General features: G+C 73.0%; 13 protein-coding genes. 10 read left to right on the top strand and 3 right to left on the bottom strand.

Annotation, left to right across the window (positions count from 1 at the left end; genetic code table 11):
* The first annotated feature begins 202 nt into the window (after nucleotides 1-202).
* The 4 genes from ASF89_RS13425 (at nucleotide 203) to ASF89_RS13410 (ending at nucleotide 7,812) form a co-directional block, all read left to right on the top strand.
* Nucleotides 203-2,854, top strand: a complete 2,652-nt coding sequence (locus ASF89_RS13425; RefSeq protein WP_055815773.1) for a S8 family serine peptidase — start codon at nucleotides 203-205, stop codon at nucleotides 2,852-2,854.
* 320 nt (nucleotides 2,855-3,174) lie between these two features.
* A complete protein-coding gene (locus ASF89_RS13420; RefSeq protein WP_055815770.1) occupies nucleotides 3,175-5,364 on the top strand; it encodes an acyltransferase family protein in 2,190 nt (729 codons plus the stop codon).
* A gap of 317 nt (nucleotides 5,365-5,681) precedes the next feature.
* Complete coding sequence (locus ASF89_RS13415; RefSeq protein ID WP_082475386.1) at nucleotides 5,682-6,434, top strand: transglycosylase family protein; 753 nt, start codon at nucleotides 5,682-5,684, stop codon at nucleotides 6,432-6,434.
* Nucleotides 6,435-6,555: 121 nt separating this feature from the next.
* A complete protein-coding gene (locus ASF89_RS13410) occupies nucleotides 6,556-7,812 on the top strand; it encodes a LacI family DNA-binding transcriptional regulator (protein ID WP_055815767.1) in 1,257 nt (418 codons plus the stop codon).
* A gap of 56 nt (nucleotides 7,813-7,868) precedes the next feature.
* Here the strand turns inward: ASF89_RS13410 and ASF89_RS13405 are convergent, their stop codons facing one another.
* Nucleotides 7,869-9,263: an FAD-binding oxidoreductase gene (locus tag ASF89_RS13405; protein ID WP_055815764.1), complete on the bottom strand. Its 1,395-nt coding sequence runs from the start codon at nucleotides 9,261-9,263 to the stop codon at nucleotides 7,869-7,871.
* Nucleotides 9,264-9,578: 315 nt separating this feature from the next.
* On the opposite strand from ASF89_RS13405, the gene ASF89_RS13400 reads away from it, so the two are divergent.
* The 6 genes from ASF89_RS13400 to ASF89_RS13375 are packed head-to-tail and all read left to right on the top strand — an operon-like array spanning nucleotide 9,579 to nucleotide 17,139.
* Complete coding sequence (locus tag ASF89_RS13400; RefSeq protein WP_055801022.1) at nucleotides 9,579-11,246, top strand: ABC transporter substrate-binding protein; 1,668 nt, start codon at nucleotides 9,579-9,581, stop codon at nucleotides 11,244-11,246.
* Nucleotides 11,243-12,223, top strand: a complete 981-nt coding sequence (locus ASF89_RS13395; RefSeq protein WP_055801025.1) for an ABC transporter permease — start codon at nucleotides 11,243-11,245, stop codon at nucleotides 12,221-12,223. The genes ASF89_RS13400 and ASF89_RS13395 overlap by 4 nt, the downstream gene beginning before the upstream one ends.
* The gene (locus tag ASF89_RS13390; RefSeq protein ID WP_082490038.1) at nucleotides 12,220-13,278 is read left to right on the top strand and encodes an ABC transporter permease; all 1,059 of its coding nucleotides are present in this window, start codon (nucleotides 12,220-12,222) and stop codon (nucleotides 13,276-13,278) included. The genes ASF89_RS13395 and ASF89_RS13390 overlap by 4 nt, the downstream gene beginning before the upstream one ends.
* Complete coding sequence (locus ASF89_RS13385) at nucleotides 13,275-15,008, top strand: ABC transporter ATP-binding protein (RefSeq protein WP_055815761.1); 1,734 nt, start codon at nucleotides 13,275-13,277, stop codon at nucleotides 15,006-15,008. Before ASF89_RS13390 ends, ASF89_RS13385 begins: the two co-directional genes overlap by 4 nt.
* The gene (locus ASF89_RS13380; RefSeq protein ID WP_055815758.1) at nucleotides 15,005-15,898 is read left to right on the top strand and encodes an alpha/beta fold hydrolase; all 894 of its coding nucleotides are present in this window, start codon (nucleotides 15,005-15,007) and stop codon (nucleotides 15,896-15,898) included. The genes ASF89_RS13385 and ASF89_RS13380 overlap by 4 nt, the downstream gene beginning before the upstream one ends.
* 50 nt (nucleotides 15,899-15,948) lie before the next feature.
* Nucleotides 15,949-17,139: a glycoside hydrolase family 1 protein gene (locus ASF89_RS13375; RefSeq protein WP_055801037.1), complete on the top strand. Its 1,191-nt coding sequence runs from the start codon at nucleotides 15,949-15,951 to the stop codon at nucleotides 17,137-17,139.
* Between the two features lie 112 nt (nucleotides 17,140-17,251).
* Here the strand turns inward: ASF89_RS13375 and ASF89_RS13370 are convergent, their stop codons facing one another.
* Nucleotides 17,252-18,562, bottom strand: a complete 1,311-nt coding sequence (locus ASF89_RS13370; protein ID WP_055815754.1) for a GNAT family N-acetyltransferase — start codon at nucleotides 18,560-18,562, stop codon at nucleotides 17,252-17,254.
* 139 nt (nucleotides 18,563-18,701) lie between these two features.
* On the bottom strand, nucleotides 18,702-21,143 hold the full coding sequence (locus ASF89_RS13365; RefSeq protein ID WP_055815750.1) for a hypothetical protein: 2,442 nt from the start codon (nucleotides 21,141-21,143) through the stop codon (nucleotides 18,702-18,704).
* Nucleotides 21,144-21,197 lie beyond the last annotated feature (54 nt).

Genomic DNA, 21,197 nt, shown 5'->3' with positions numbered 1-21,197 from the left:
CGGCGTAACACGCCCGAGCACCCGGGGCCGGGGGAGGGAGCGACGCGCGGACTCCTGGGGACGGACGGGCTCTCCACGGAAGCGGACGGATCAGGTGCGGATGAGCGCCGATCGTCTTACTCTGAGACTCACTCCGCTCCAGACGGCGGTCCGCCCCGGGGGTCGGACCGCGCCGACTCCTGGTGCGACGACAGGAGCAGACGTGCAGATCACCTCAGGTCGTGGGCGCGTCCGCCTCGGCACCGCCCTCGCGCTCGCCGGAGCCCTCGTGCTCTCGCCTCTGGCGGCCGTCGCCGCCGAGCCGGCCCCCGAGCCGCCCGCGCCGTCTGCAGCGCCGACGGAGACCTCCGCCGTCGCCGAGACGCCTGCGCCGACCGAGACGGCCGCGCCGGCCGAGGCGCCCGCGCCGGCCGCGCCGGCCGAGTCGACCGAGTCGTCGGACGCTGCCGACGCGACCGAGACGCCTGCGCCGGCCGAGACACCTGCGCCGGCCGAGACGCCCGATGCGACCGAGGCGCCCGCCCCGACCGCCGCCGTGGCGCCCGAGGCGCTCGCCGCCGGCGAGCTCATGAACTACGTCGTCAACGTCGACGCCACCGAGACCGCCGTCGCCGAGGCGCGCGCGGCCGTGGTCGCCTCCGGCGGGGTCGTGCTGATGAGCTACGCCGAGATCGGGGTGGTGACCGCGCAGTCGTCCGACACCGGATTCCTCGATGGGATCCGCGCCTCCTCGGGCGTGCGGTCGGCCGGACCGACGCGCCAGGCCGCCGTCACCGAGGGGGCCGTCGCCCCCGACTGGGCGGGTGGCACCCTCGCGATCGACCGACCCCGCGCAGAGGCCGGGGTCACCGCCGCGCCTCTCGTCTCGCAGCAGTGGGACATGGACGCCATCGGCGCCCCGCAGGCGCGCTCCCTCGAGCCGGGCGACGCCGACGTGCTCGTGGGCGTCCTCGACAGCGGCATCGCCGTCGACCACCCCGATCTCGCGACGCAGGTCGACCCGGCCGCGTCGGTCGGCTGCTCGGTCAACGGGATCCCCGATCAGAGCAGATCCGCGTGGATCCCCGTCGACGACAGCGAGTCGCACGGCACGCACGTCGCGGGCACGATCGCGGCGAACGCCGACGGCAGCGGCATCACCGGCGTCGCGCCGGGCGTCACCCTCGCGAGCGTCAAGGTCGTCAACCACGACGGGTTCATCTACCCCGAGTACGCGCTCTGCGGCTTCATGTGGGCCGCCGCGCAGGGCATGGACGTCACGAACAACAGCTACTACGTCGACCCGTGGGCGTTCTGGTGCGAGGGGCAGCCCGAGCAGCAGCCCGCGCTCGACGCCGTCGTGAAGGCCGTCGCCTGGTCGCAGCAGCAGGGCGTGCTGAACATCGCGGCGGCCGGCAACGAGGACTACGACCTCGCGAACAAGACCACCGAGTCGACCAGCCCGGACGACGGCGTCTACGACTCCGAGGGGAACCACGTCTCGGGTCCGCGGCCCATCGAGGACCGCGACGTGTCCGAGGGGTGCGTCGACCTGCCCGCCGGCGTCGACGGCGTCGTCACGGTCGCCTCGGTCGCGCAGCAGCCCGACGGCTCGGTCGCGAAGTCGTCGTTCTCGAACTACGGCGAGGGCGAGATCGACGTCGCGGCACCCGGCTCCGCGATCCTCAGCACGGTGTTCGACGGTCGCTACGACGTCTACAGCGGCACCTCGATGGCGTCGCCGCACGTCGCCGGCGTCGCTGCTCTGCTCGCCACGACCCACCCCGATGCGAGCCCCGCCGAGCTGCAGACCCTGCTGACCTCGCAGGCCACCGATCTCGGCGACAGCGAGCTCTACGGCGCCGGACTCGTCGACGCCTTCGCCGCCGTGACCGAGGGCCTCGACCTCGGCCCGACGGCAGCCGTCGCCGACGCCACCATCCAGGCCGGGGTCCCGTTCCGGCTGCTCGGAGCGGGCTTCGCGCCGGGTGAGGCCGTCGTGCTCACGCTCGAAGCGGGCGGCGTCGATCAGGACGACCCGAACCTCGTCTCGACCGTCGCCTCGAGCGACGGCCGTCTCGACGTCGTCGGGCAGTTCGGGCCGGCGGCGCCGGTCGGTCCCGCCACGATCGAGATCACGGGCGCGGGCGGGCCCAGGGCACGTGTCGCCGTCGACGTCACGGCGCCCCTCGCCGGGCCCGAGGTCTCGTCGCCCGCCGACGGCGACACGCTGGACGGCGACACCGTCACGGTGACCGGCACGGCACGACCGGGCGCCGGGGTGGTCGCGGGCATCGCCCTGTCCGGTGACGACATGGTGCGCGCCGGCGTCGACGAGGCCGGTCTGGCCGGCGACGCGCTCGCCGCCGCCGAGCGACGGGTCGCCGCGGGGCTCGAGGCCGCCGAGCCCGTCCCGTTCGACCCCGACGCCCCCATCACCGTGGCGGCGGCCTTCGCCGACGCGCGCGGAGCATGGAGCGTCGAGTTCGCCGACGTCCCCGGCGGCGACTTCATCGCGGTCGGCCTCGCGCAGGTCCTCTCGGACGGCAGCGTCTCGGCCCCCGGCGACCCCGTCGCCTTCTCGGTCGAACGCGCCGTGGCCGAGATCCCGCCGGCTCCCGAGAGCCCGCCGGCCGTGACCGACCCGGTCGCGCCCGTCGAGCCGGCCGGAGCCGCGCCCACCCCCGACATCGCCCCCGCGGGCGGCCCGACCGCCCTCGCCTACACCGGCTCCGAGTCCGCGCTCGCCCTCGGGCTCGCCGGGATGCTCGTCGTGGCGGGTCTCGCCCTCGTGATCGCGACGGCTGCCGGGCGACGTCGGCGGCGGGCCGAGGAGGCGCGGGTCGACACGACGGGCGCCCTCCCGTCCGACTGACCCTCCCGCTCCACGGACCCTCCCGCTCCACGGACCCCGGCGCCGACGGCACCGGGGTCCGTTCCGTCGGCACCGGGGCCCGTCCCGCCGGCCCGGCGAGGTGCGCCCCAACCGGCGCCGGGACCCGCCGGCACCGGCCCGAAAGGGGCTCATCCACCGATCCCGAATGACAGATTTACATATCGCACGCTATGCGTGAAATATGGACCAGCGGCCGTGCGATCACGGCGCTCCGGTCGTGGCATGCGCTCTGAATGCATGAGGCATGAAAGCCTGTAGCATTCCTCTCGACCGTTCCGTCGGAAGGACTCCAGGAGCCCATGGTGCAGAACATCGACACGCCCTCGACGTCACCCTCGACGCCGGGCGCGGCACCGCGTGCGCCGCGCCGTCGCCGCCGGGACATCCAGGGCCTCCGCGCTCTCGCGGTCGCGGCGGTCGTCGTCGAGCACGTGTCGGGCTGGCCCCGCGGTGGTTTCGTCGGCGTCGACGTCTTCTTCGTGCTGTCGGGGTTCCTCATCACGGGGCTGCTCGTGCGCGAGCACGAGCGCACGGGCCGCATCTCGATGCGCGGCTTCTACCGGCGCCGTGTCAAGCGGCTCCTGCCCTCCGCCCTCGTGGTGCTCGTCGTGACCCTGGGGGCGGTCGCCGCCCTGCTGTCGACCAGCAGGCTCCTCTCGTCGGCGGTCGACGCCGCCTGGTCGGCCGTGTTCGCGGCCAACTGGCACGAGGCCGCGCAGGGCACCGACTACTTCGCGGCCGACGGGCCCGTCTCGCCCTTCCGGCACTTCTGGTCGCTCTCGGTCGAAGAGCAGTTCTACGTCGTCTGGCCCCTGGTCGTGCTGCTCGTGGCGGCGGTCTCGACGCGACGTCTCCGGGGCGTGCTCGCCGTCACCCTGACCGTGCTCTGCCTCGGCTCGTTCGCCTGGGCCGTCGTGCAGACGGCCGAGGCGCCGGTGACGGCGTACTACTCGACCCTGACCCGCGCGTGGGAGCTCGGAGCCGGCGCCCTGCTCGCCGTGACGATCGGGATCTGGCGAGCCGCGCCTCCTGCGGTGGGGACGATCCTGTCGTGGCTCGGTCTCGTGGTGGTCGTCGCGTCGATGCTCGTGATCGACGAGGGGTGGGGGTTCCCGGGGCCCTGGGCCGTCGTGCCCGTGCTCGCGACCGCGGCCGTGCTGGCGGGTGGTTCGGTGCCGGGCGCTCGCTCGCCGGTCGTGCTCACCAACCGCGTCAGCGGCTATCTCGGCGACATCAGCTACTCGCTCTATCTGTGGCACTTCCCGGCGCTCGTCGTCATCCAGGCCGTCGCCCCCGGGGCGATCGTCGCCGTGTACGTGGCCTCGGTCGGTCTCGCCGTCGTGGGGCACCACCTCGTCGAGAAGCCGGCGATGACCTCGTCCTGGCGGCTGCGGCGCTCTCGGGGCGAGCGGTCGCGCACGCCGGGCCGGGGGCGCGAGCAGCGATTCGCCGCCGTGGGTGCGCTCGCGCTCGTCGCCACGGCGGCCGTCGCGCTGGCCGCCGACAACGTCAGGCCGCTGCCGGCGCCGCCCGTCATCGCCTCCGGGGGCCAGGGCTCGGCGGCCGGGGGTGCGCAAGCGGGCGGCGAGGGCCCGTCAGGAGGCGCGGGCGACGACGTCGGGGCCTCGTCGGGGCCCGCACTCGGTCCGGCGGGCACGGCCCTCCGGGAGCGGATCGTCACCGCGCTCGGTGCGACGACCTGGCCCGAGCTCGATCCCCCGGCCGACGGGGTCGTCCCGGGAGGGGCGCACCTGCCCTGCGGCGACATCGAGGAGCTCGCCCCCGCCGATCAGTGCGCCTTCGGGCCGAGCGACGCGGGCACGACCGTCGTGCTCGCCGGCGACTCGACCGCCGCCCACCAGCTCGACTCGCTCGTGACGCTCGCCGAGGCCCCGGGCAGCGACCTGCGGGTGGTGGCGCGGGTCGGCTTCGCCTGCTCGTTCGTCGACCTCGCCTGGGACACCGACGACACGGAGGCCTGCGCCGCCTACCGGGCGGCCACCCTCGAGACGATCGAGGCGCTCCGGCCCGACGTGCTGGTCGTGCAGAACACCTACGAGCCCATGCCGCTCGCCGGCGAGGGGCGCGATGCGACCGTCGGCGAGCTCGTCGGCGGGCTCGAACGCTATCTCGATCTCGTCGAGGCGTCGGCGGGCCAGGTGGTCCATCTCTCGCCGCCGCCACCGGGCGCGAGCATCCGCGAGTGCTATCGGCCCGGCGGGTCTCCCGTCGACTGCCTGACCCGGGTCGGCGGCCCCTGGCTCGAGAGGGCCGCCGCGATCGGCGCACTCGCCGAGGCTCGCGAGCAGCCGTGGATCGACGCCCGCGACCTCACCTGCGTCGACGGCGTGTGCCCGGCCTTCGTCGGCGACTCGGTCGTCAAGATCGACTACGTGCACTACTCGGGGCCTTTCGCGGTCGACATGGCCCCGGCGCTCGGCGAGCGGCTCGCCGCGGCCGGGGTCAGGGGCTTCGGGGACGCCCCCTGAACGATTCCCAGCGAACGCTGATCCTCCGGGGGCCCGCCCCATGCCCATGGTGATCGGGCTGTGGAGAACCCCGCCCGCGCCTCCGGTGGACCGATCCGTCGCACTTGGCCCTCGGCGGCCCCCTGACTACGGTGGGCCGTCGTCCCGCCCAGGGACTCGTGGCACGACCCGCCGTCGCGCGGGGCCACGACGGCACCGCACGTCACCCCGTTGCCCGGGCTGCGGTCGCCGCCATCCGACCGATCTGGTGAGAGGCGGGCAACGGTTCGAGCGCGTCAGCGCCGTGCCGGGGTGACCTCGACGGAGCACACGCACACATGTCACGAATCACACGCACCTCCCGCACGACCGCCCCGAAGCACCTCGCCGCGAAGACCGCCTCCGGCCCGGGACGGACCCGCGGTCTCCTCGGGACGGCAGCCGTCGTCGCTCTCGCCGGCGCCGGCGTCGGTCTGGCCGCCGCTCCCGCCAGCGCCGCCGACGTCTCGACCTGGGACGCCATCGCCCAGTGCGAGAGCGGCGGCAACTGGTCCATCGACACCGGCAACGGCTACTCGGGCGGCCTGCAGTTCAGCCCGAGCACCTGGGCCGCCTTCGGGGGGACGGGCAGCGCGGCGAGCGCCAGCAAGGGCGAGCAGATCGCCGTGGCCGAGCGCGTGCTCGCATCGCAGGGCTGGGGCGCCTGGCCCTCGTGCTCGGCCCAGCTCGGGCTGAGCGGCACCTCGGGCGCCGCTCCCGCTCCGGCGCCCGCACCGGCTCCGGCGCCCGCACCGGCCGCCGAGGCGCCCGCCGCCGCCCCGGCTCCTCAGGCGCAGGCCCCCGCTCAGGCGCAGGCCCCCGCCCCGGCGGCCGCACCCGCGCCCGCCGCTCCGGTCGTGCCCGAGATCGCGGCCGTTCCGACGAGCGGCGAGACCTACACGGTCGAGGCCGGCGACAGCCTCGACATCATCGCCACCGACCTCGACATCGAGGGCGGCTGGGTCACCCTCGCCGGGGCCAACCTCGACACGGTCGCGGACCCCGACATGATCACCGTCGGGCAGGAGCTGCAGCTCCCCGCCGAGAAGTAGTCGCTCCGCACGGAGCGGATCGCAGGCGCCCCTCGAGGGCGTGACGTGGAGGCGCGGGTCGACCCGCGCCTCCTCGTCGCATGCCTAGGATGGTCCGGACCGCCACCTGAAGAAGGACCCCGTGACGAAGGCCCCCACCGTCTACGACGTGGCCGCGCACGCGGCCGTGTCGATCGCGACGGTGTCGCGGGTGCTGCGGCGCCCCGACGACGTGCGTCCCGAGACCCGCACTCGCGTGCTCGAGTCGGTGCGCGCGCTCGGCTACGTGCCGAGCGGCGCCGCGCGAGGGCTCGCGGGTCGACGGCACGGCGTGCTGGGGCTGTTCCTGCCGGGGCACGACGCCATCGACGAGCCCGAGCCCGACTGGGCGATGCTCACCGACTCGAGTCGCATCCCCCTCGTCGACGACCGGGAGGCGCGGGTCGCCCCGTCCGCCCAGGGCACCGCCCCCGGTGCGACGCCGGCCTCACGGCACGACGGCCCGAGCGGCGGCCCGCTGGGTGCGGGCGCCCCCGTCGCGACCGCTCGGCACTGGTCGAACCCGGCGAACCTCTACTTCGACGAGGTGCTGCGCGGCGCGGAGGTGGAGTCGTGGCGACGCGGATTCGCGCTCATGGTCGCCGCCGGTCGCGGATCGAGCCGCGAGGTCATCGTGAACGACATCGCGGGCCGGGTCGACGGTCTGGCCGTCCTCGCGCAGACGGTGCCGGCCGACCTCCTCGCCCACGTCTCGCGGCGGATCCCCGTCGTCGTGCTCGCCGACTCCCGCCCGGGCGACGAGCTCGACCACGTCAGCGTCGACAACGTCGCCGGCATGCGGGCGCTGACCGCGTTCGTCCTCGACGGGCCGGGCGCGTCCGATCTGGTCTACGTCACCGGCCCGAGCGACTCGCCCGACGAGGCCGACCGGCACCGCGGGTTCGACGAGGCCGTCGCCGCGCACCGCTCCGCCGCTCGCTCGAGAGGCGCGGGCGCCCGCTCCGCCGCCGACGCGGATGCCGAGGTGCGGGTGCGTGTCGAGCGGGGCGACTTCAGCCGCGACGGCGGGCGCCGAGTGGCCGAGGAGCTGCTCGCCCGGGCGGAGCCCCTGCCCCACGCCGTTGTCTGCGCCAACGACCAGACCGCGCTCGGCGTGCTCGACGTCTTCGGCCGGGCCGGCGTCGACGTCCCCGGTCGTGTGCGGGTGACGGGCTTCGACGGCATCGAGGCCGGGCGCTTCTCGTCACCCCGGCTCACGACCGTGCGCCAGCCGATGGGCGAGCTCGGCCGCGTCGCCGTCCGCTCGGTGGTCCGGCGGCTGACCGACCCGGGGCTCGCCCCGCAGCGCGTCACCCTGCCCGTCGAGGTGCTGCTGCGCGAGAGCTGCCCCGCCCGGTGAGCGACGGCGCGACCCGCGCCTCCTCGGCTCGCGGCCTGCGCCTCCTGGGCTCCCGCCTACCGCCCGCGCTGCCCGGTGTCGATCCCGGTGACGCTCCCGTCGTCGGGGCCGAAGACGAAGTAGTGCACCCGGTCGGCCTCGACGCCGTGCTCGATGAGCGCGGCGCGGGCGATCGCCATGAACGGGACGGGCCCGCAGAGGAACACGCGGTGCTCCGCCGTGAGGGCGACCGTGCCGAGATCGATGGGGTCGAGGTAGGCGCCCTGACCGTCGATCGACTCGCCGATCCCGCCCGCGGCGGTCAGCGCGCTGAGGCTGCCCTGCGTGTAGCTCACGCGCAGCGAGGCGTTCGGCATGGCGGCCACGAGGGCTTCGAGCTCGGCGCGGTGGGCGTGCCGTTCGGGCGTGCGCTCGAAGTGCAGCGCCGTGACCGGGCGCAGCGGCTCGGTGCGTGCGAGGTGGTCGAGCATCCCGAGCACCGGGGTGCAGCCGATCCCGGCCGAGACGAACAGGAGCGGGGCGTCGTCGAGCTCGTCGATGGTCAGCGACCCGATCGGCGGCGACACCCGGACGACGCCGCCCACGGCGATCTCGTCGCGCAGGTGGGTCGACACCTCGCCGTCGGGCGCGAACCCGCCCCCGTCGAGCACCCGGGCGCTGATCCGCCACTGCTCGTCGGGGCCGCCGCGCAGGCTGTACTGCCTGATCTGGCGGGCCCCGTCGGCGAGCTCGACCTGCACCGACGCGAACTGCCCGGCACGGTACCGGGGCAGCGCCTCGCTGTCGGCCGAGACGAGGGTGAGGGCCACGACGTCCTCCGCCTCGAGGCGATGCTCGGTGACGATGGCCTCGCGCCACTCCTCGTCGGGCTCGAGGTCGGCGTGCCGGTAGAGGTCGTCGACGGCGTCGGCGACCTCGGCGATCACCTGGCGGTACAGGGCGGTCCACGCCTCGACGGCCTCGTCGTCGAGGGCCTCCGGGCCGGCCTCGTCGGAGACCGAGTCCGAGTGCGAGGAGGAGGCAGAGGCCGAGGAGGCGCGCATCGCCTCCCGCAGGGCGGCCTCGAAGGCGGGGTGGTCGTGTCGACGGATGCCGAGCGCGGCGTGCCGCTGGGCGAGTCGCGAGGTGATCTCGGCCGCGGTGGACCCGGCGAGGGTGGGCGCCCCGGCCTGGCGCGGCGTCGGGTGCAGGGTCGCCGCCGCACGGGCGCTGCTGCTCGTGCCGCTGCCGGGTGCGGCGTCGATGACCGCCTCGGCGAGGGCGACGACGGTGCGGGCGAGCTCGCGAGCCTGGCGGCCCTGAGCATGCTCGCCGCGGTTGAAGCGGTCGCGCAGCAGGTCGGGCCGGGCCGCGAACAACCGGTCGTAGAAGTCCGTCGCGATCGCGTCGGCGTGGGCGGCCACGTGGGGCAGCGTGCGGGTCAGGGCGGCGAGCTGCGACGCGGTGACCATGGGGACGCTCCTCGCGGCGGGATCGGGCGTCCGGCCTGCTCTCGATGATGGCGGCTCGAGATGAGGACCCGCTGCGCACTCTCTCGATCTCGAATGATCGCGCCAGCGCCAGCGCCAGCGCCAGCGCCAGCGCCAGCGCCAGCGCCAGCGCCAGCGCCACCGCGCTCGCTCACGCGGTGACACGCAGTCGCCGCACCTGCCTGCACCCGCATGGCTCGCAGCGCACCCACCACCCGGGACACCGCTTGCCGTTCCACCATGTATGCGCTTACACTCATCAGACTCACCTCGACGACGAATGAGAGAACCGTGGCGATGAAGCACACGTCAAGACCCCGCGCGCTCGTGCGCGCAGCGGCGGCCGCCACGGCTGCCGCGCTGCTGCTGGCCGGTTGCAGCATCCAGATCCGCAGCCAACCCGATCCGACGATCGGCGACGACACGATGCTGATCAACGCCGACAAGGGCAACCCGCAGTTCGAGCGGAACTTCAACCCGTTCCTCACGAACAAGCGCACCGCGTCGACCTGGATCTACGAGCCCCTGCTCGAGATCAATCCGCTCGACGGCGAGATCACCCCCTGGCTCGCCAGCGAGACGACCCTGCCCGACGCCCGCACGGTCGACATGACGATCCGCAGCGGCGTCGAGTGGTCCGACGGCACGCCGATGACCCCGGCCGACGTCGAGTACACGTTCGAGCTGATCCGCGACGAGCCGACGCTCGACCTCAAGGGCGCCTGGCAGCACATCGACACCATCGAGGTGGACGGCGACCACGTCATCTTCCATCTGCAGACCGACGACGTGCCGGCGATGGAGATCATCGGTCAGACGACGATCGTGCCCGAGCACCTGTGGAGCACCGTCGACGACCCCACGACGTACCGCAACCCCGATCCGGTCGGCACCGGCCCGTTCACCCTCGGCAACTACTCGCCCCAGCAGTACTCGATGGACAAGAACGAGACCTACTGGCAGGCCGAGAAGATCGACATCGCGCACCTGATCCTGCCCGCGACGAACAACCAGCTCGACACCGTCACGCGCGGCTACGACTGGTCGTACTCGTTCATCAGCGACGTCGAGGGCACCTGGGGCGCGGCGAGTCCCGACAACCAGTACTGGTTCCCGCCGGGAGGCGTGATCGGTCTCGTGCCGAATCTCACCAAGGCCCCGTTCGACGACGTGAACCTCCGTCGCGGCATCGCCCTGGCGCTCGATCGCGACAGCATCGCCGAGTCCGCGACCGAGGGCTACCTCGAGCCGGCCGGTCAGACCGGGCTCATCCTGCCGAACCAGCAGGACGACCTCGACCCGTCCATCCCGAACGACGGCATCGTCGAGCAGGACGTCGACGGGGCCCTGGCGGCCTTCGCCGAGTCGGGCTACACGCAGCAGGGCGACCGCCTCGTCGGTCCCGACGGCGAGCAGCTGCGCATCACGATCCTCACGGCCAACGGCTACACCGACTGGCTGCGGGCGGTTCAGGAGGTGCGGAGCCAGCTGGGCGCGATCGGCGTCGACGTGCAGATCCAGGCTCCCCAGCCGGCCGGCTACCAGTCGGCCATCGCCAACGGCGAGTTCGACATGGCGATGGGCGGCATGGGCAACGGCAACGTCTACCAGGCGTTCAACAACCTGCTGAACAGCGAGTTCGCGACCCCGGTCGGCGAGACGACCGCGGCGAACTTCGAGCGCTTCAGCGACCCGGCAGTCGACGCCCTGCTGGACGAGTGGAAGGCCTCGACCGACCCCGCCGACCAGCAGCGGCTCTCGTACGAGCTGCAGAACGTCGTCTACGACCAGCTGCCGGTGATCGGCCTCTACTACGGCGGTCTCTGGGGTCTGTTCAACGACGCCAAGTTCACGGGCTGGCCGACCGCGGAGGACCCGTACATGGCCCCGCAGAACTACGACCAGGCCCCGCTGCTGATCTTCACCAAGCTCAAGCGCGTTCAGAACGACGGGGGAGACCAGTGAAGTACGCCGCTCAGAAGCTCGGCCTGTTCGTGCTCACCCTGTGGGCCGCGGTCACCCTGAACTTCATCCTGCCGAGGCTCATGCCCGGCAGCCCCACCGACGCCGCCATCGCCAAGCTGTCTCAGAACGGCCCGGTGTCCGAGGCGACCCGGGCCGCCATCGAGGCCCAGCTCGGCGTGCCGTCCGGCAACGTCCTGCAGCAGTACGTGAGCTACCTCGGGCAGGTCGTCCGACTCGACTTCGGCACGAGCTACACGTTCTTCCCCGAGACGGTGGGCCACCTGGTCGGCCAGGCGCTGCCGTACACGCTGATCCTCGTCGGGGTCTGCACGATCATCGCCTTCGTGCTCGGCACCCTGATCGGCGTTGCCGCCGCGTGGAAGCGCGGCACCTGGCTCGACTCGCTGCCGACCCTGTCGGGCAGCTTCATGAGCACGTTCCCGTACTTCTGGACGGCGCTCCTCCTGCTGTTCTTCCTCGGCTACGTGCTGCACTGGTTCCCGACCACCGGCGCCTACGGGGCGACGACGACGCCCGGGTTCACCCCCGCGTTCATCGGCGACGCCCTGCTGCACGCCGTCCTGCCGGCCGTCACGATCCTCCTGACCAGCCTCGGCGGCTGGATCCTCGGCATGCGGAACGCGATGATCTCGACGCTCGGCGACGACTACGTCACCTTCGCCGAGGCGAACGGCCTCAAGGGCCGCACGGTCGCCGTGCGCTACGCGGCCCGCAACGCGATCCTGCCGAACCTCACCGGCTTCGGCCTAGCGCTCGGCGGCGTCGTCGGCGGCTCGATCCTCGTCGAGCAGGTGTTCGGCTACCCCGGCATCGGCTACCTGCTGTTCAACGCCGTCATCGGCCAGGACTACCCGCTGATGCAGGCCCTCTTCCTGATGATCACGGTCAGCGTGCTCGTCGCCAACTTCCTCGTCGACATCTTGTACGGCGTGCTCGACCCAAGGACCCGCCGATGACCTCCACCGTGTCCGTCCACCTGCCCGAGGGCGCGCCGCCGAGCGGCCCCGCCGAGCAGAAGGCGCCCAGTCGCTGGCTCACCATCGGCCGCATGGCCGCGACCATCTGGTCGAACCCCAAGGCGAAGATCGGCGTGATCATCCTCGGCGTCTTCGTGCTGACGGCGATCTTCGCCCCGCTGCTGGCCCCCTACGGCGGCAGCGAGAACGGCTTCGAGCGCAACGCCGACGCGAGCTGGGCCCACTGGATGGGCACGACGGCCGCCGGCGAGGACGTCTTGAGCCAGCTCATCTACGGCGCCCGCATCAGCGTGCTGGTCGGCGTCGTCGCCGGCGTGCTCTCGACTCTGATCGCCGTGGGGATCGGTCTCAGCTGGGGCTACATGAAGGGCTTCGGCGGAGAGGTCGTCGGCTTCGTCGTCAACCTGTTCCTGGTGATCCCGGGCCTCCCGCTCATGATCGTGATCGCGGCGTATCTGCAGAACGGCGGGATCCTCGTGATCATGGCCGTCATCGTCGTGACCGGCTGGGCCTGGGGCGCGCGGGTGCTCCGCAGCCAGACGCAGTCGCTGCGCTCGCGGGATTTCGTCACGGCGGCCCGGTTCTCGGGCGAGAGCTCGGGGCGCATCGTGTTCCGCGAGATCCTGCCGAACATGACCTCGCTCATCACCGGCTCGTTCTTCGGCGCCGCCACGAGCGCGATCCTCGCCGAGGCCGGTCTCGAGTTCCTCGGGCTCGGCGACTCGTCGATCGTCAGCTGGGGCACGATCCTCTACTGGGCGCAGAACTCGAACGCCCTGCTCACGGGTCAGTGGATCCTGCTGTTCGCGCCGGGTCTCTGCATCGCCCTGCTCGCGATGAGCCTCACCCTCATCAACTTCGGTGTCGACGCCGTCGGCAACCCCCGCCTCCGCGAAGGCGGAGCCAAGAAGGCGAAGGAGGCGCGCGCATGCGCGCTGGAGCTCAAAGAAACGCGAAGCGTTTCCGCGACGCCAGCGCCGAGCCGGCCTGCCGGATCGGACCAGCGAGCAACCGGAACAGAGGACGAATCATGAGCACGAGCAACGACGTCCGCGACGACGTCCTCCTCGACGTGCGCGATCTGAGCGTCGTGTACGAGAGCGCGGGAGCCGAGCCGGTCCAGGCCGTCGACCACGTGTCGTTCCAGCTGAGGCGCGGCGAGTTCGTCGGCCTGGTCGGCGAGTCCGGCTCGGGCAAGTCGACCCTCGGCTACGCGCTCACCCGGCTGCAGAAGCCGCCGGCCCGCACCAACGGCGGCAGCATCCTGTTCGACGGCGCCGACGTCCAGGGGCTCGGCACCGAGGCCCTGCGGCAGCAGCGGCAGGGCGGCTTCGCGATGGTGCTGCAGTCGGGCATGAACGCGCTGAACCCGGTGCGCACCATCCGCAACCACTTCGTCGACGTCTTCAAGGCCCACGGCCACGTGCCGCGCGACCAGTGGTACAGCCGCGCCGTCGAGCTCGTCTCGAAGGTCGAGCTCGACCCGAGCGTGCTCGCGAGGTTCCCGGGCGAGCTCTCGGGCGGCATGCGCCAGCGGGTGTCGATCGCGCTGGCTCTGTCGCTCGAGCCGCAGTTGATGGTGTTCGACGAGCCGACCACGGCCCTCGACGTGCTGGTGCAGCACGCCGTGATGGACACGATCATCGCGCTGCAGCGCAGCGAGGGCTTCACGGCCGTGCTGATCAGTCACGACCTCGGCATCGTGCTCGAGTCCGCCCAGCGGGTGCTGGTCATGCACGAGGGCCGCATCGTCGAGGACGGTGCGAGCGCCGACGTGCTCGAGAACCCGCAGGACGACTACACGCGCATGCTGCTCTCGCACTACGCCGACCCACGCGCCGAGGTCGTCTCGCTGCCCGGCTTCGAAGACCGCTCGATCCGTCACGCGCGGGGCGAGCGCCGGGTCGACACGACCACCTCGGTGCCGACCGTGTCGACGCGGGGGCAGCGGGTCGCGCAGCAGCCCATCGTCGTGAGCGGGGTGACGAAGACCTACGCGCCTCCTCGGCGGGGTGACGAGCCCGTGCGCGCGGTGCGCGACGTCTCGTTCAGCCTCGAGCCGGGTCGATCGCTGGCCCTCGTCGGTCAGAGCGGGTCGGGCAAGAGCACGATCGCCAAGCTCGTGACGGGCGTCGAGCGCCCGACCAGCGGCAGCGTCACGTTCGGCGACACCGACGTGACGAAGCTGCGGGGCCGCGCGCTGCGGAGCTTCCGCAGCGACGTGCAGATGGTCTTCCAAGACCCCTACGCCGCCCTCAACCCGCTGCACACGGTCGAGTACACGCTGACGCGCCCGGTCGTGAACTTCACGGGCCTCACCGGTCAGGAGGCGCGGCGCCGGGTGCTCGAACTGCTCGAGACGGTCGGTCTGACGCCGGTCGAGCAGTTCGCGGCGAAGCTGCCGCACCAGCTGTCGGGCGGGCAGCGGCAGCGCGTCGTCATCGCCCGGGCGCTCGCCAGCGACCCGCAGGTGATCATCGCCGACGAGCCGGTCTCGATGCTCGACGTCTCGCTGCGGGCCGGTGTGCTCGCCCTGCTCGAGGATCTCCGCGAGCAGTGGGGCGTCTCGCTGCTCTACATCACGCACGACCTGCTCAGCGCGCGGCTGATCACCGACGACATCATGGTGCTCAACCAGGGCGCCGTGGTCGAGCGGGGCGGCACGGCCGAGGTGCTGCAGCGGCCGACCGACCCGTACACGATCACGCTGCTCGACGCGGTGCCGAACCCCCGGCGCTCGCTGGCGACGGGCGGTGCGCGATGAGCCTGCACGACTTCGCCTCGCACCCCGTGTTCGGCGACCTGCCGGTGGCCGAGGGGGTCGACACGGTGGCGATCGACCTGCCCGTCGGTCGGCTGAGCGCCTACCGCGTGGTGCCCGACGGGCCCGCCGTCGGCACCGTGCTCGTCGTGCCCGGGTACACCGGCTCGAAAGAGGACTTCCGCGTCACGATGCCGCTGCTGCGCGACGCCGGGTTCGAGGTGATCGTGGTCTCGCGACGCGGTCAGGCCGACTCGGTCGCGCCTCCGTCGCTCGACGATCACACCCTGGACGAGGAGGCGCGCGACATCGTGCGCATCGCCCCGCTGCTCGCCGACGGTCGCCCCGTGCACCTGCTCGGCCACAGTCTCGGCGGCGTCATCGGCCGCGCAGCCGTGCTGCAGGCGCCCGCGCTGTTCTCGTCGTACACGATGCTCTGCTCGGGCCCGCACGGCTGGGCGGATCGCAAATACCTCGAACGCCATCTCGTGGCCGAGAAGGGCGGCGCCGCGCTGTTCGACTCGACGAACCCGATCACGCTCGGCCTCGACGACGCCGAGCTCGCCGCCCTCGACCCCGAGCTGGCCTTCGTCCGCACGCGCATGCGGCGGACGAGCCCGCACAGTCTGATCGGCGGCGCGCGCATCCTCGAGCTGCCGGAGGACACCACCGAGGCGCTCGCCGCCACCGGCGTGCCCGTGCTCGTCGCCCACGGCGAGTGGGACGCCGCCTGGCCGATCCCCTGGCAGCGCGACATGGCCTCCCGGCTCGGCGCCCGCTACGAGATCGTCGCCGGAGCGTGGCACTCGCCGCAGATCGAGCAGCCGGCGGCGACGGTCGCGCTGCTCGCCGACTTCTGGGGCTCGGTGCCGGGGCCGACCCGCGCCTCCTGACCCGCGCCTCCCGACCCGCACCGCCGCACGACCACCGAAAGGAGCACCTCGTGCTCACCTTCCCCGACGGATTCCTCTGGGGCGCCGCCACCGCCGCCCACCAGATCGAGGGCAACAACGTCAACTCGAACTGGTGGGTGCACGAGCACGCGCCCGGCACGACCATCGTCGAGCCGAGCGGCGACGCCGCCGACAGCTACAACCGGTTCCGCGACGACATCCGGCTGCTCGCCGAGCTGGGGCTGAACAGCTACCGGTTCAGCATCGAGTGGGCCCGCATCGAGCCGGAGCGCGGCGTCGTCAGCAAGGCGCAGATCGCGCACTACCGCCGCATGGTCGAGACCTGCCACGAGTTCGGCATCGAGCCGATCGTCACGCTGATGCACTTCACGGTGCCGCGCTGGTTCGAGCGCGACGGCTTCTGGCGCGCCCCCGACGCCGCCGATCTGTTCGCGCGCTACACCGAGCTCGCCCTGCCCGTGGTCGCCGAGGGCGTCGAGTACGTCTGCACGATCAACGAGCCGAACATCGCCGCGATGCTCGCCGGCGGCGAGGACGCCTCGAACCTGGTCGCGTACGGTCTGCCGAACCCCGATCTCGAGGTGGCCGACGCGCTGCTCGCCTCGCACAAGCGCAGCCGCGAGGTGCTGTCGCAGGTGGACGGCCTCAAGTCCGGCTGGACGGTCGCGACCCAGGCGTTCAAGGCCGTCGACGAGCCGGGCGCCGCCGAGATGACCCGCGAGTACGGCTACGTCCGCGACGACTGGTACAGCGAGATGGCCGCCGGCGACGACTTCGTCGGGGTCCAGGCCTACACGCAGACGTTCGTCGGCCCCGAGGGTCCGAGACCGGTCGCCGAGGGGCTCGAGACCACCCTGACCGGGTGGGAGTTCCACCCGCCCGCCGCCGCCGAGGGCATCCGCAGCGCGTGGGAGCTCTCGGGCCACGTGCCCGTCATGGTCACCGAGAACGGCATCGCGACCGCCGACGACACCCGCCGCATCGCGTACACGCAGGGTGCGCTCGAGCACATCCACGACACCATCGACGAGGGCATCGAGGTGCTCGGCTACCAGCACTGGAGCGCCCTTGACAACTACGAGTGGGCCAGCGGGTTCCGCCCCACCTTCGGCCTGATCGGCTGGGATCGCGACACCTTCGAGCGCACCCCGAAGCCGAGCGCCCGCTGGTACGGCGGGGTGGCGCGGGCCAACGGCCTCGAGCGCGACTCGGCCCACTGAGACCGCGGCGTCGTCGCGTGCCGCGGCGGCGCCGTGCCCCATCCCGGAGCGCAGGAGGCGCGGGTCACCCGACCCGCGCCTCCTGCGTCTGCTCGTCGTCCCCGCGCCGCGGCTAGAAGTGCGTGATGCTGTGCACCGGCCGGTCGGCGGCGATCATGGCCCGCACCGTCTGCACCGCGCCCTTGCGGCGCTCGCGCACGAGACCGGCCGCGGCGAGCGTGACCGGGTCGACGCCGCCGAGCCAGAGCGAGCCGAGCGTCGCCACGTCGAGCTCGATGTCGGCCCGGCGCACGGCGGCGCGCTTGACCGTCGCGCTGCCGCCCTCGCTCGTCACGCGGAACGTGCCGGCGGCGTGCCCGAGAGAGTCGCCGACCGCGATCGTGACGACGCCGTCGGCGGCCCACGGTCGCGCCTGCAGCGCCGCGACGGTGTCGAGGATGCGGAACCACACGTGGTCCTCGTCGTGCGTCACCCGCAGGGCGCGGCCGTTCACCAGCGCGTGCCCGATCGGATCGCTCTGCGAGGCGCCGGCGAACCGGACGCCGGTCACGAGGTCGACCGACAGCAGCAGCTGCCAGAGCCCCAGGTAGGCGTCGTCGGTGGCGGCCACGAGGTCGAGCACCACGAGCGTGTGAGTCTCGTTCTCGCCCTCGAGCCGGTACGCGACGTAGCCGTCGATCGTGCCGGCGGAGTCGCGGTGCACGGCGCCGCGCACGGCGGGGTCGGGCGTGCCGTCGGGTCGTTCGCGGCCGAGCAGGCGGTTCCAGGCGCCCTCGTGCCGGTCGATCGAGCCGGGCGTGCGGGCGTGGAAGCGTGCGAAGACGTCGGGGGCGAGGCCGATCAGCGCATCGCGCGACACGAGCTCGACACCGCCCTCGGGGTCACCGAGCAGGCCGGAGGCGCGGCGCGGGTCGACCTCGATGGTGCGTTCGCGCACGCCCACCCCGAAGCCGAACCGGCGGTAGATGGAGCCCTCGCTGGCCGTCAGCGCGGCGACCGCCAGCCCCGCGGACTTCGCGCGTGCGAGATCGTCGGTCATCATGCGTCGCAGGATGCCGCGGCGACGATGGGTGGGCTGCACCGTGACGCCCGAGATCAGATGGGCGTCGATCAGCCGGCCCCCGCCGACGTTCAGCGACTCGACGAATGACTCGAAGGTCGCCACCGGCAGCCCGTCGCCGTCGAGTGCGCCCTCGCGCGGGTCGCGCGGGTGCACGCCGGTCTCGACGCGACCGTCGGCGACGAGTCGCCGGGCGGTGCGACCGACCGCGTCGTCGTCGGGGGCGGCCTCGTGGAAGCCCAGGGCCTCGGCGCGGATCCACGCCGCCGTCTCGTCGTCGGCCCGCGGCCGGTCGTCCGTGGACTCGGGGGAGAGGGCGGCCGCGAAGGTGCGGATGTCGTAGTCGTCGTCGAAGTCGCTCACGTCGTCAGCCTAGGGCGGACCCCCGACGTCGTCATCGTCCGGAGGGGGGACGACGGAGCCCCGGGGCGAGCGGGTCGCTCGCCCCGGGGCTCGGTGCGTCTCGGACCGGTCGGGGTCGGTCCTCGGCGGCGTGTCCGGGTCAGCTCGCGGGGGTGATGCGAGGTCCGGTGTGGGCGGCGCCGATCTGCTTGCCGTCTTTCGACTGCACGACGGTCGCGGTGTAGGGCGCGTTGCCGAGCCAGCGCGACACCGTCCAGACACCCGAGGCGTTCGCGGTGCCGGTGACGGGGGCGAGGCCGTAGCCGAGGTGCACGGCGATGTCGGCGTCCGGGGTGGCGGTGCCGGTGAAGGTGACGACGCTGCCGGCGGTGAAGGTGCTGTCGGCGGCCGGTGCGGTGACGWCGATCGGGGCGGTGGTGGCGGGGGTGATGGTCGGTCCGGTGTGTGCGCCGCCGATCTGTCGGCCGTCCTTCGACTGGGTCACGGTCGCCGTGTAGGGCGCGTTGCCGAGCCAGCGCGACACGGTCCAGTCGCCGGCGGCGTCGGCTTCGCCGGTGACGGGGGCGAGGCCGTAGCCGAGGTGCACGGCGATGTCGGCGTCCGGGGTGGCGGTGCCGGTGAAGGTGACGACGCTGCCGGCGGCGAAGGTGCTGCCGTCGACGGGCGACGTGACGGAGACCGTGCGCTCATCGGACTCTCCACCGTCACCGCCTTCGGAGTCGTCGGCGACCGTGAACGACCGGGCCGACACGATGGCGGGCACGCCCGGCCAGTACGGCGTCTCGGTGACCGTCATGTCGTGATCGCCGGTGGACAGGGGCGCCGTGAGGGGCACGCTCCAGCTGCCGTCCCCGAGCACGCTCGTCGTCAGCGGCGCGTCGTCGGCGGCGGCCGACGACTCGATCGAGATGCTCGAGCCCGGGATCCCCTGGCCGGCCACGGATGCGGTGTCGGGGGCGATGCTCTCGCCCTCGGCGGGCGAGGTGACCTCGAGGGGGAACGTCTCGGCGGCCGTGTTCTGCTCGGTGGTCTCGAGGGCGATCGTGGTGGCCTCCGACGTCTCGGCGTTGCGGACGGTGATCAGGTCGATGTCCTGCCCGGCGTAGTCGGCCGGGACTCGGACGATGTACGCGCCGTTCCAGGTGGCCTGGGTCGCGTTCACGAACTCGCCGTCCACCTGGACGATGACCGACGGCACGAAGTACTCGTCGTCGAAGTACGACGTGGTGCCCTGGAGATAGAAGTGCTCGCCGAGGGGCTGCGTCACGCCGTGCACCTGCGGGGCCGCGAGCGGCGACCCGGCGGGAGCCTCACTCGGGGTGAGATCGATCTCGGTGGACGGGCCGTCGCCGTCGCGCGACACGCCCGTGATGGTCGCGGTCCGCCCGGCCAGCGAGCCGTCGAGCACGAACGGGAACCGGCCGTGCTGCCCGCGGGTCAGCGTCTCGCTGTGGTCGCCCACGTCGATCCGGGCCTGACCGGCCCCGGTGACGATGGCACGGACGGTCAGGCTGCCGTCGGCCTCCTCGGTCACCGACGACAGGATCGGGGTCGCGGGGCCGCCGGTGTTCGAGGCGCCGGGATCGGGCGCGGTGTCGGCGACGGAGAACGCCGCTCCCGCGGTCTGCTTCGGGGCCGTGGCCCAGGTCGGTGTCTCGGTGACGACGGTGTCGTAGCTCCCGGCAGGCAGGCTCGGCGACGTGCAGCTCCAGTCGCCCAGCGACGTGACGCGGGTCTCGCACAGCGTCGAGGAGGTGCGGTTCGTCTTCTCGTCGCGGGTCACGACGATCTGCGAGTTCGGGATGCCCGTCCCGGCGAAGGTCGCCTCGGGGGCCACGAGCACGTCGCCCGCCGTAGGCGACTCGACCTCGAGCGGGTGGACGTCCGAGGCGGTGTTCGTTTCGGTGGGCACGAGCTCGACCCGGGTCGTCTCGCTCGCCTGACCCCGGTAGTAGGCCGTGACGTCGATCATCTCGCCGGCGCGCGAGGCGGGCACCTTGAGCGAGAACGAGCCGTTCTCGGACGGGAAGTCCCACGACATGCCCGATCGGGCGGCCCACACCTCGGTCTTCGAGAACAGACCGGGCCGGTGCGCGACCGTGCCCTCGATCACGAGGTGGTCGTCGTCGTACTGGCTGACGGCGTGAACGACGGGCGTCGCGGGCGGCTCGCCCTCGCCCTCGGCGTGCTGGGGCTCGATGACGAAGTCGACCTCGACCCGGCCCCCGGGGGCGTACGAGACCAGCGTGGCCGTCTTGCCCAGATCGGCGGCGTCGAGGAGCGTCGCGAAGCGGTCGTCCCACACGCTGGTGCCGTGGCTGGCGCCTCCGTGGACGCGGATGCCCGCCAGTGACGCGCCCGGGGCCAGCCCGGCGACGGACAGCTTGTCGCCGCTGGTGTGCTCGATGAATGCGATGCGGGGCGCGGAGTCCGCCGCCGAGGCGGCGGCCGGCGATGCGGGGGAGGACGACTCGGTCGTAGCCGCGGCTGCCCCGCCCGGCTCTGCGGCGACGGGCGAGGCCGTGCCCAGGGTGAGTGCGGCGAGGCCGGCGACGGCCAGCCCGGTGGTGATCTTCTTCATGTCTTCTCTCGGATGAGGTGCAGGGAAGACCGATCGGGGCGGCCCACTCGTATA

The organism is Frigoribacterium sp. Leaf172 (assembly GCF_001424285.1).
Classification (GTDB): domain Bacteria; phylum Actinomycetota; class Actinomycetes; order Actinomycetales; family Microbacteriaceae; genus Frigoribacterium.
This window is presented reverse-complemented; position numbering and strand designations above follow the sequence as displayed.

What these genes read in the sequence shown, in the direction of transcription:
- ASF89_RS13405 (WP_055815764.1), bottom strand. Translation starts at nt 9,263, where the DNA reads ATGGTCACCGCGTCGCAGCTCGCCGCCCTGACCCGCACGCTGCCCCAC.
- ASF89_RS13420 (WP_055815770.1), top strand. Translation starts at nt 3,175, where the DNA reads ATGGTGCAGAACATCGACACGCCCTCGACGTCACCCTCGACGCCGGGC.
- ASF89_RS13390 (WP_082490038.1), top strand. Translation starts at nt 12,220, where the DNA reads ATGACCTCCACCGTGTCCGTCCACCTGCCCGAGGGCGCGCCGCCGAGC.
- ASF89_RS13415 (WP_082475386.1), top strand. Translation starts at nt 5,682, where the DNA reads ATGTCACGAATCACACGCACCTCCCGCACGACCGCCCCGAAGCACCTC.
- ASF89_RS13400 (WP_055801022.1), top strand. Translation starts at nt 9,579, where the DNA reads ATGAAGCACACGTCAAGACCCCGCGCGCTCGTGCGCGCAGCGGCGGCC.
- ASF89_RS13385 (WP_055815761.1), top strand. Translation starts at nt 13,275, where the DNA reads ATGAGCACGAGCAACGACGTCCGCGACGACGTCCTCCTCGACGTGCGC.
- ASF89_RS13380 (WP_055815758.1), top strand. Translation starts at nt 15,005, where the DNA reads ATGAGCCTGCACGACTTCGCCTCGCACCCCGTGTTCGGCGACCTGCCG.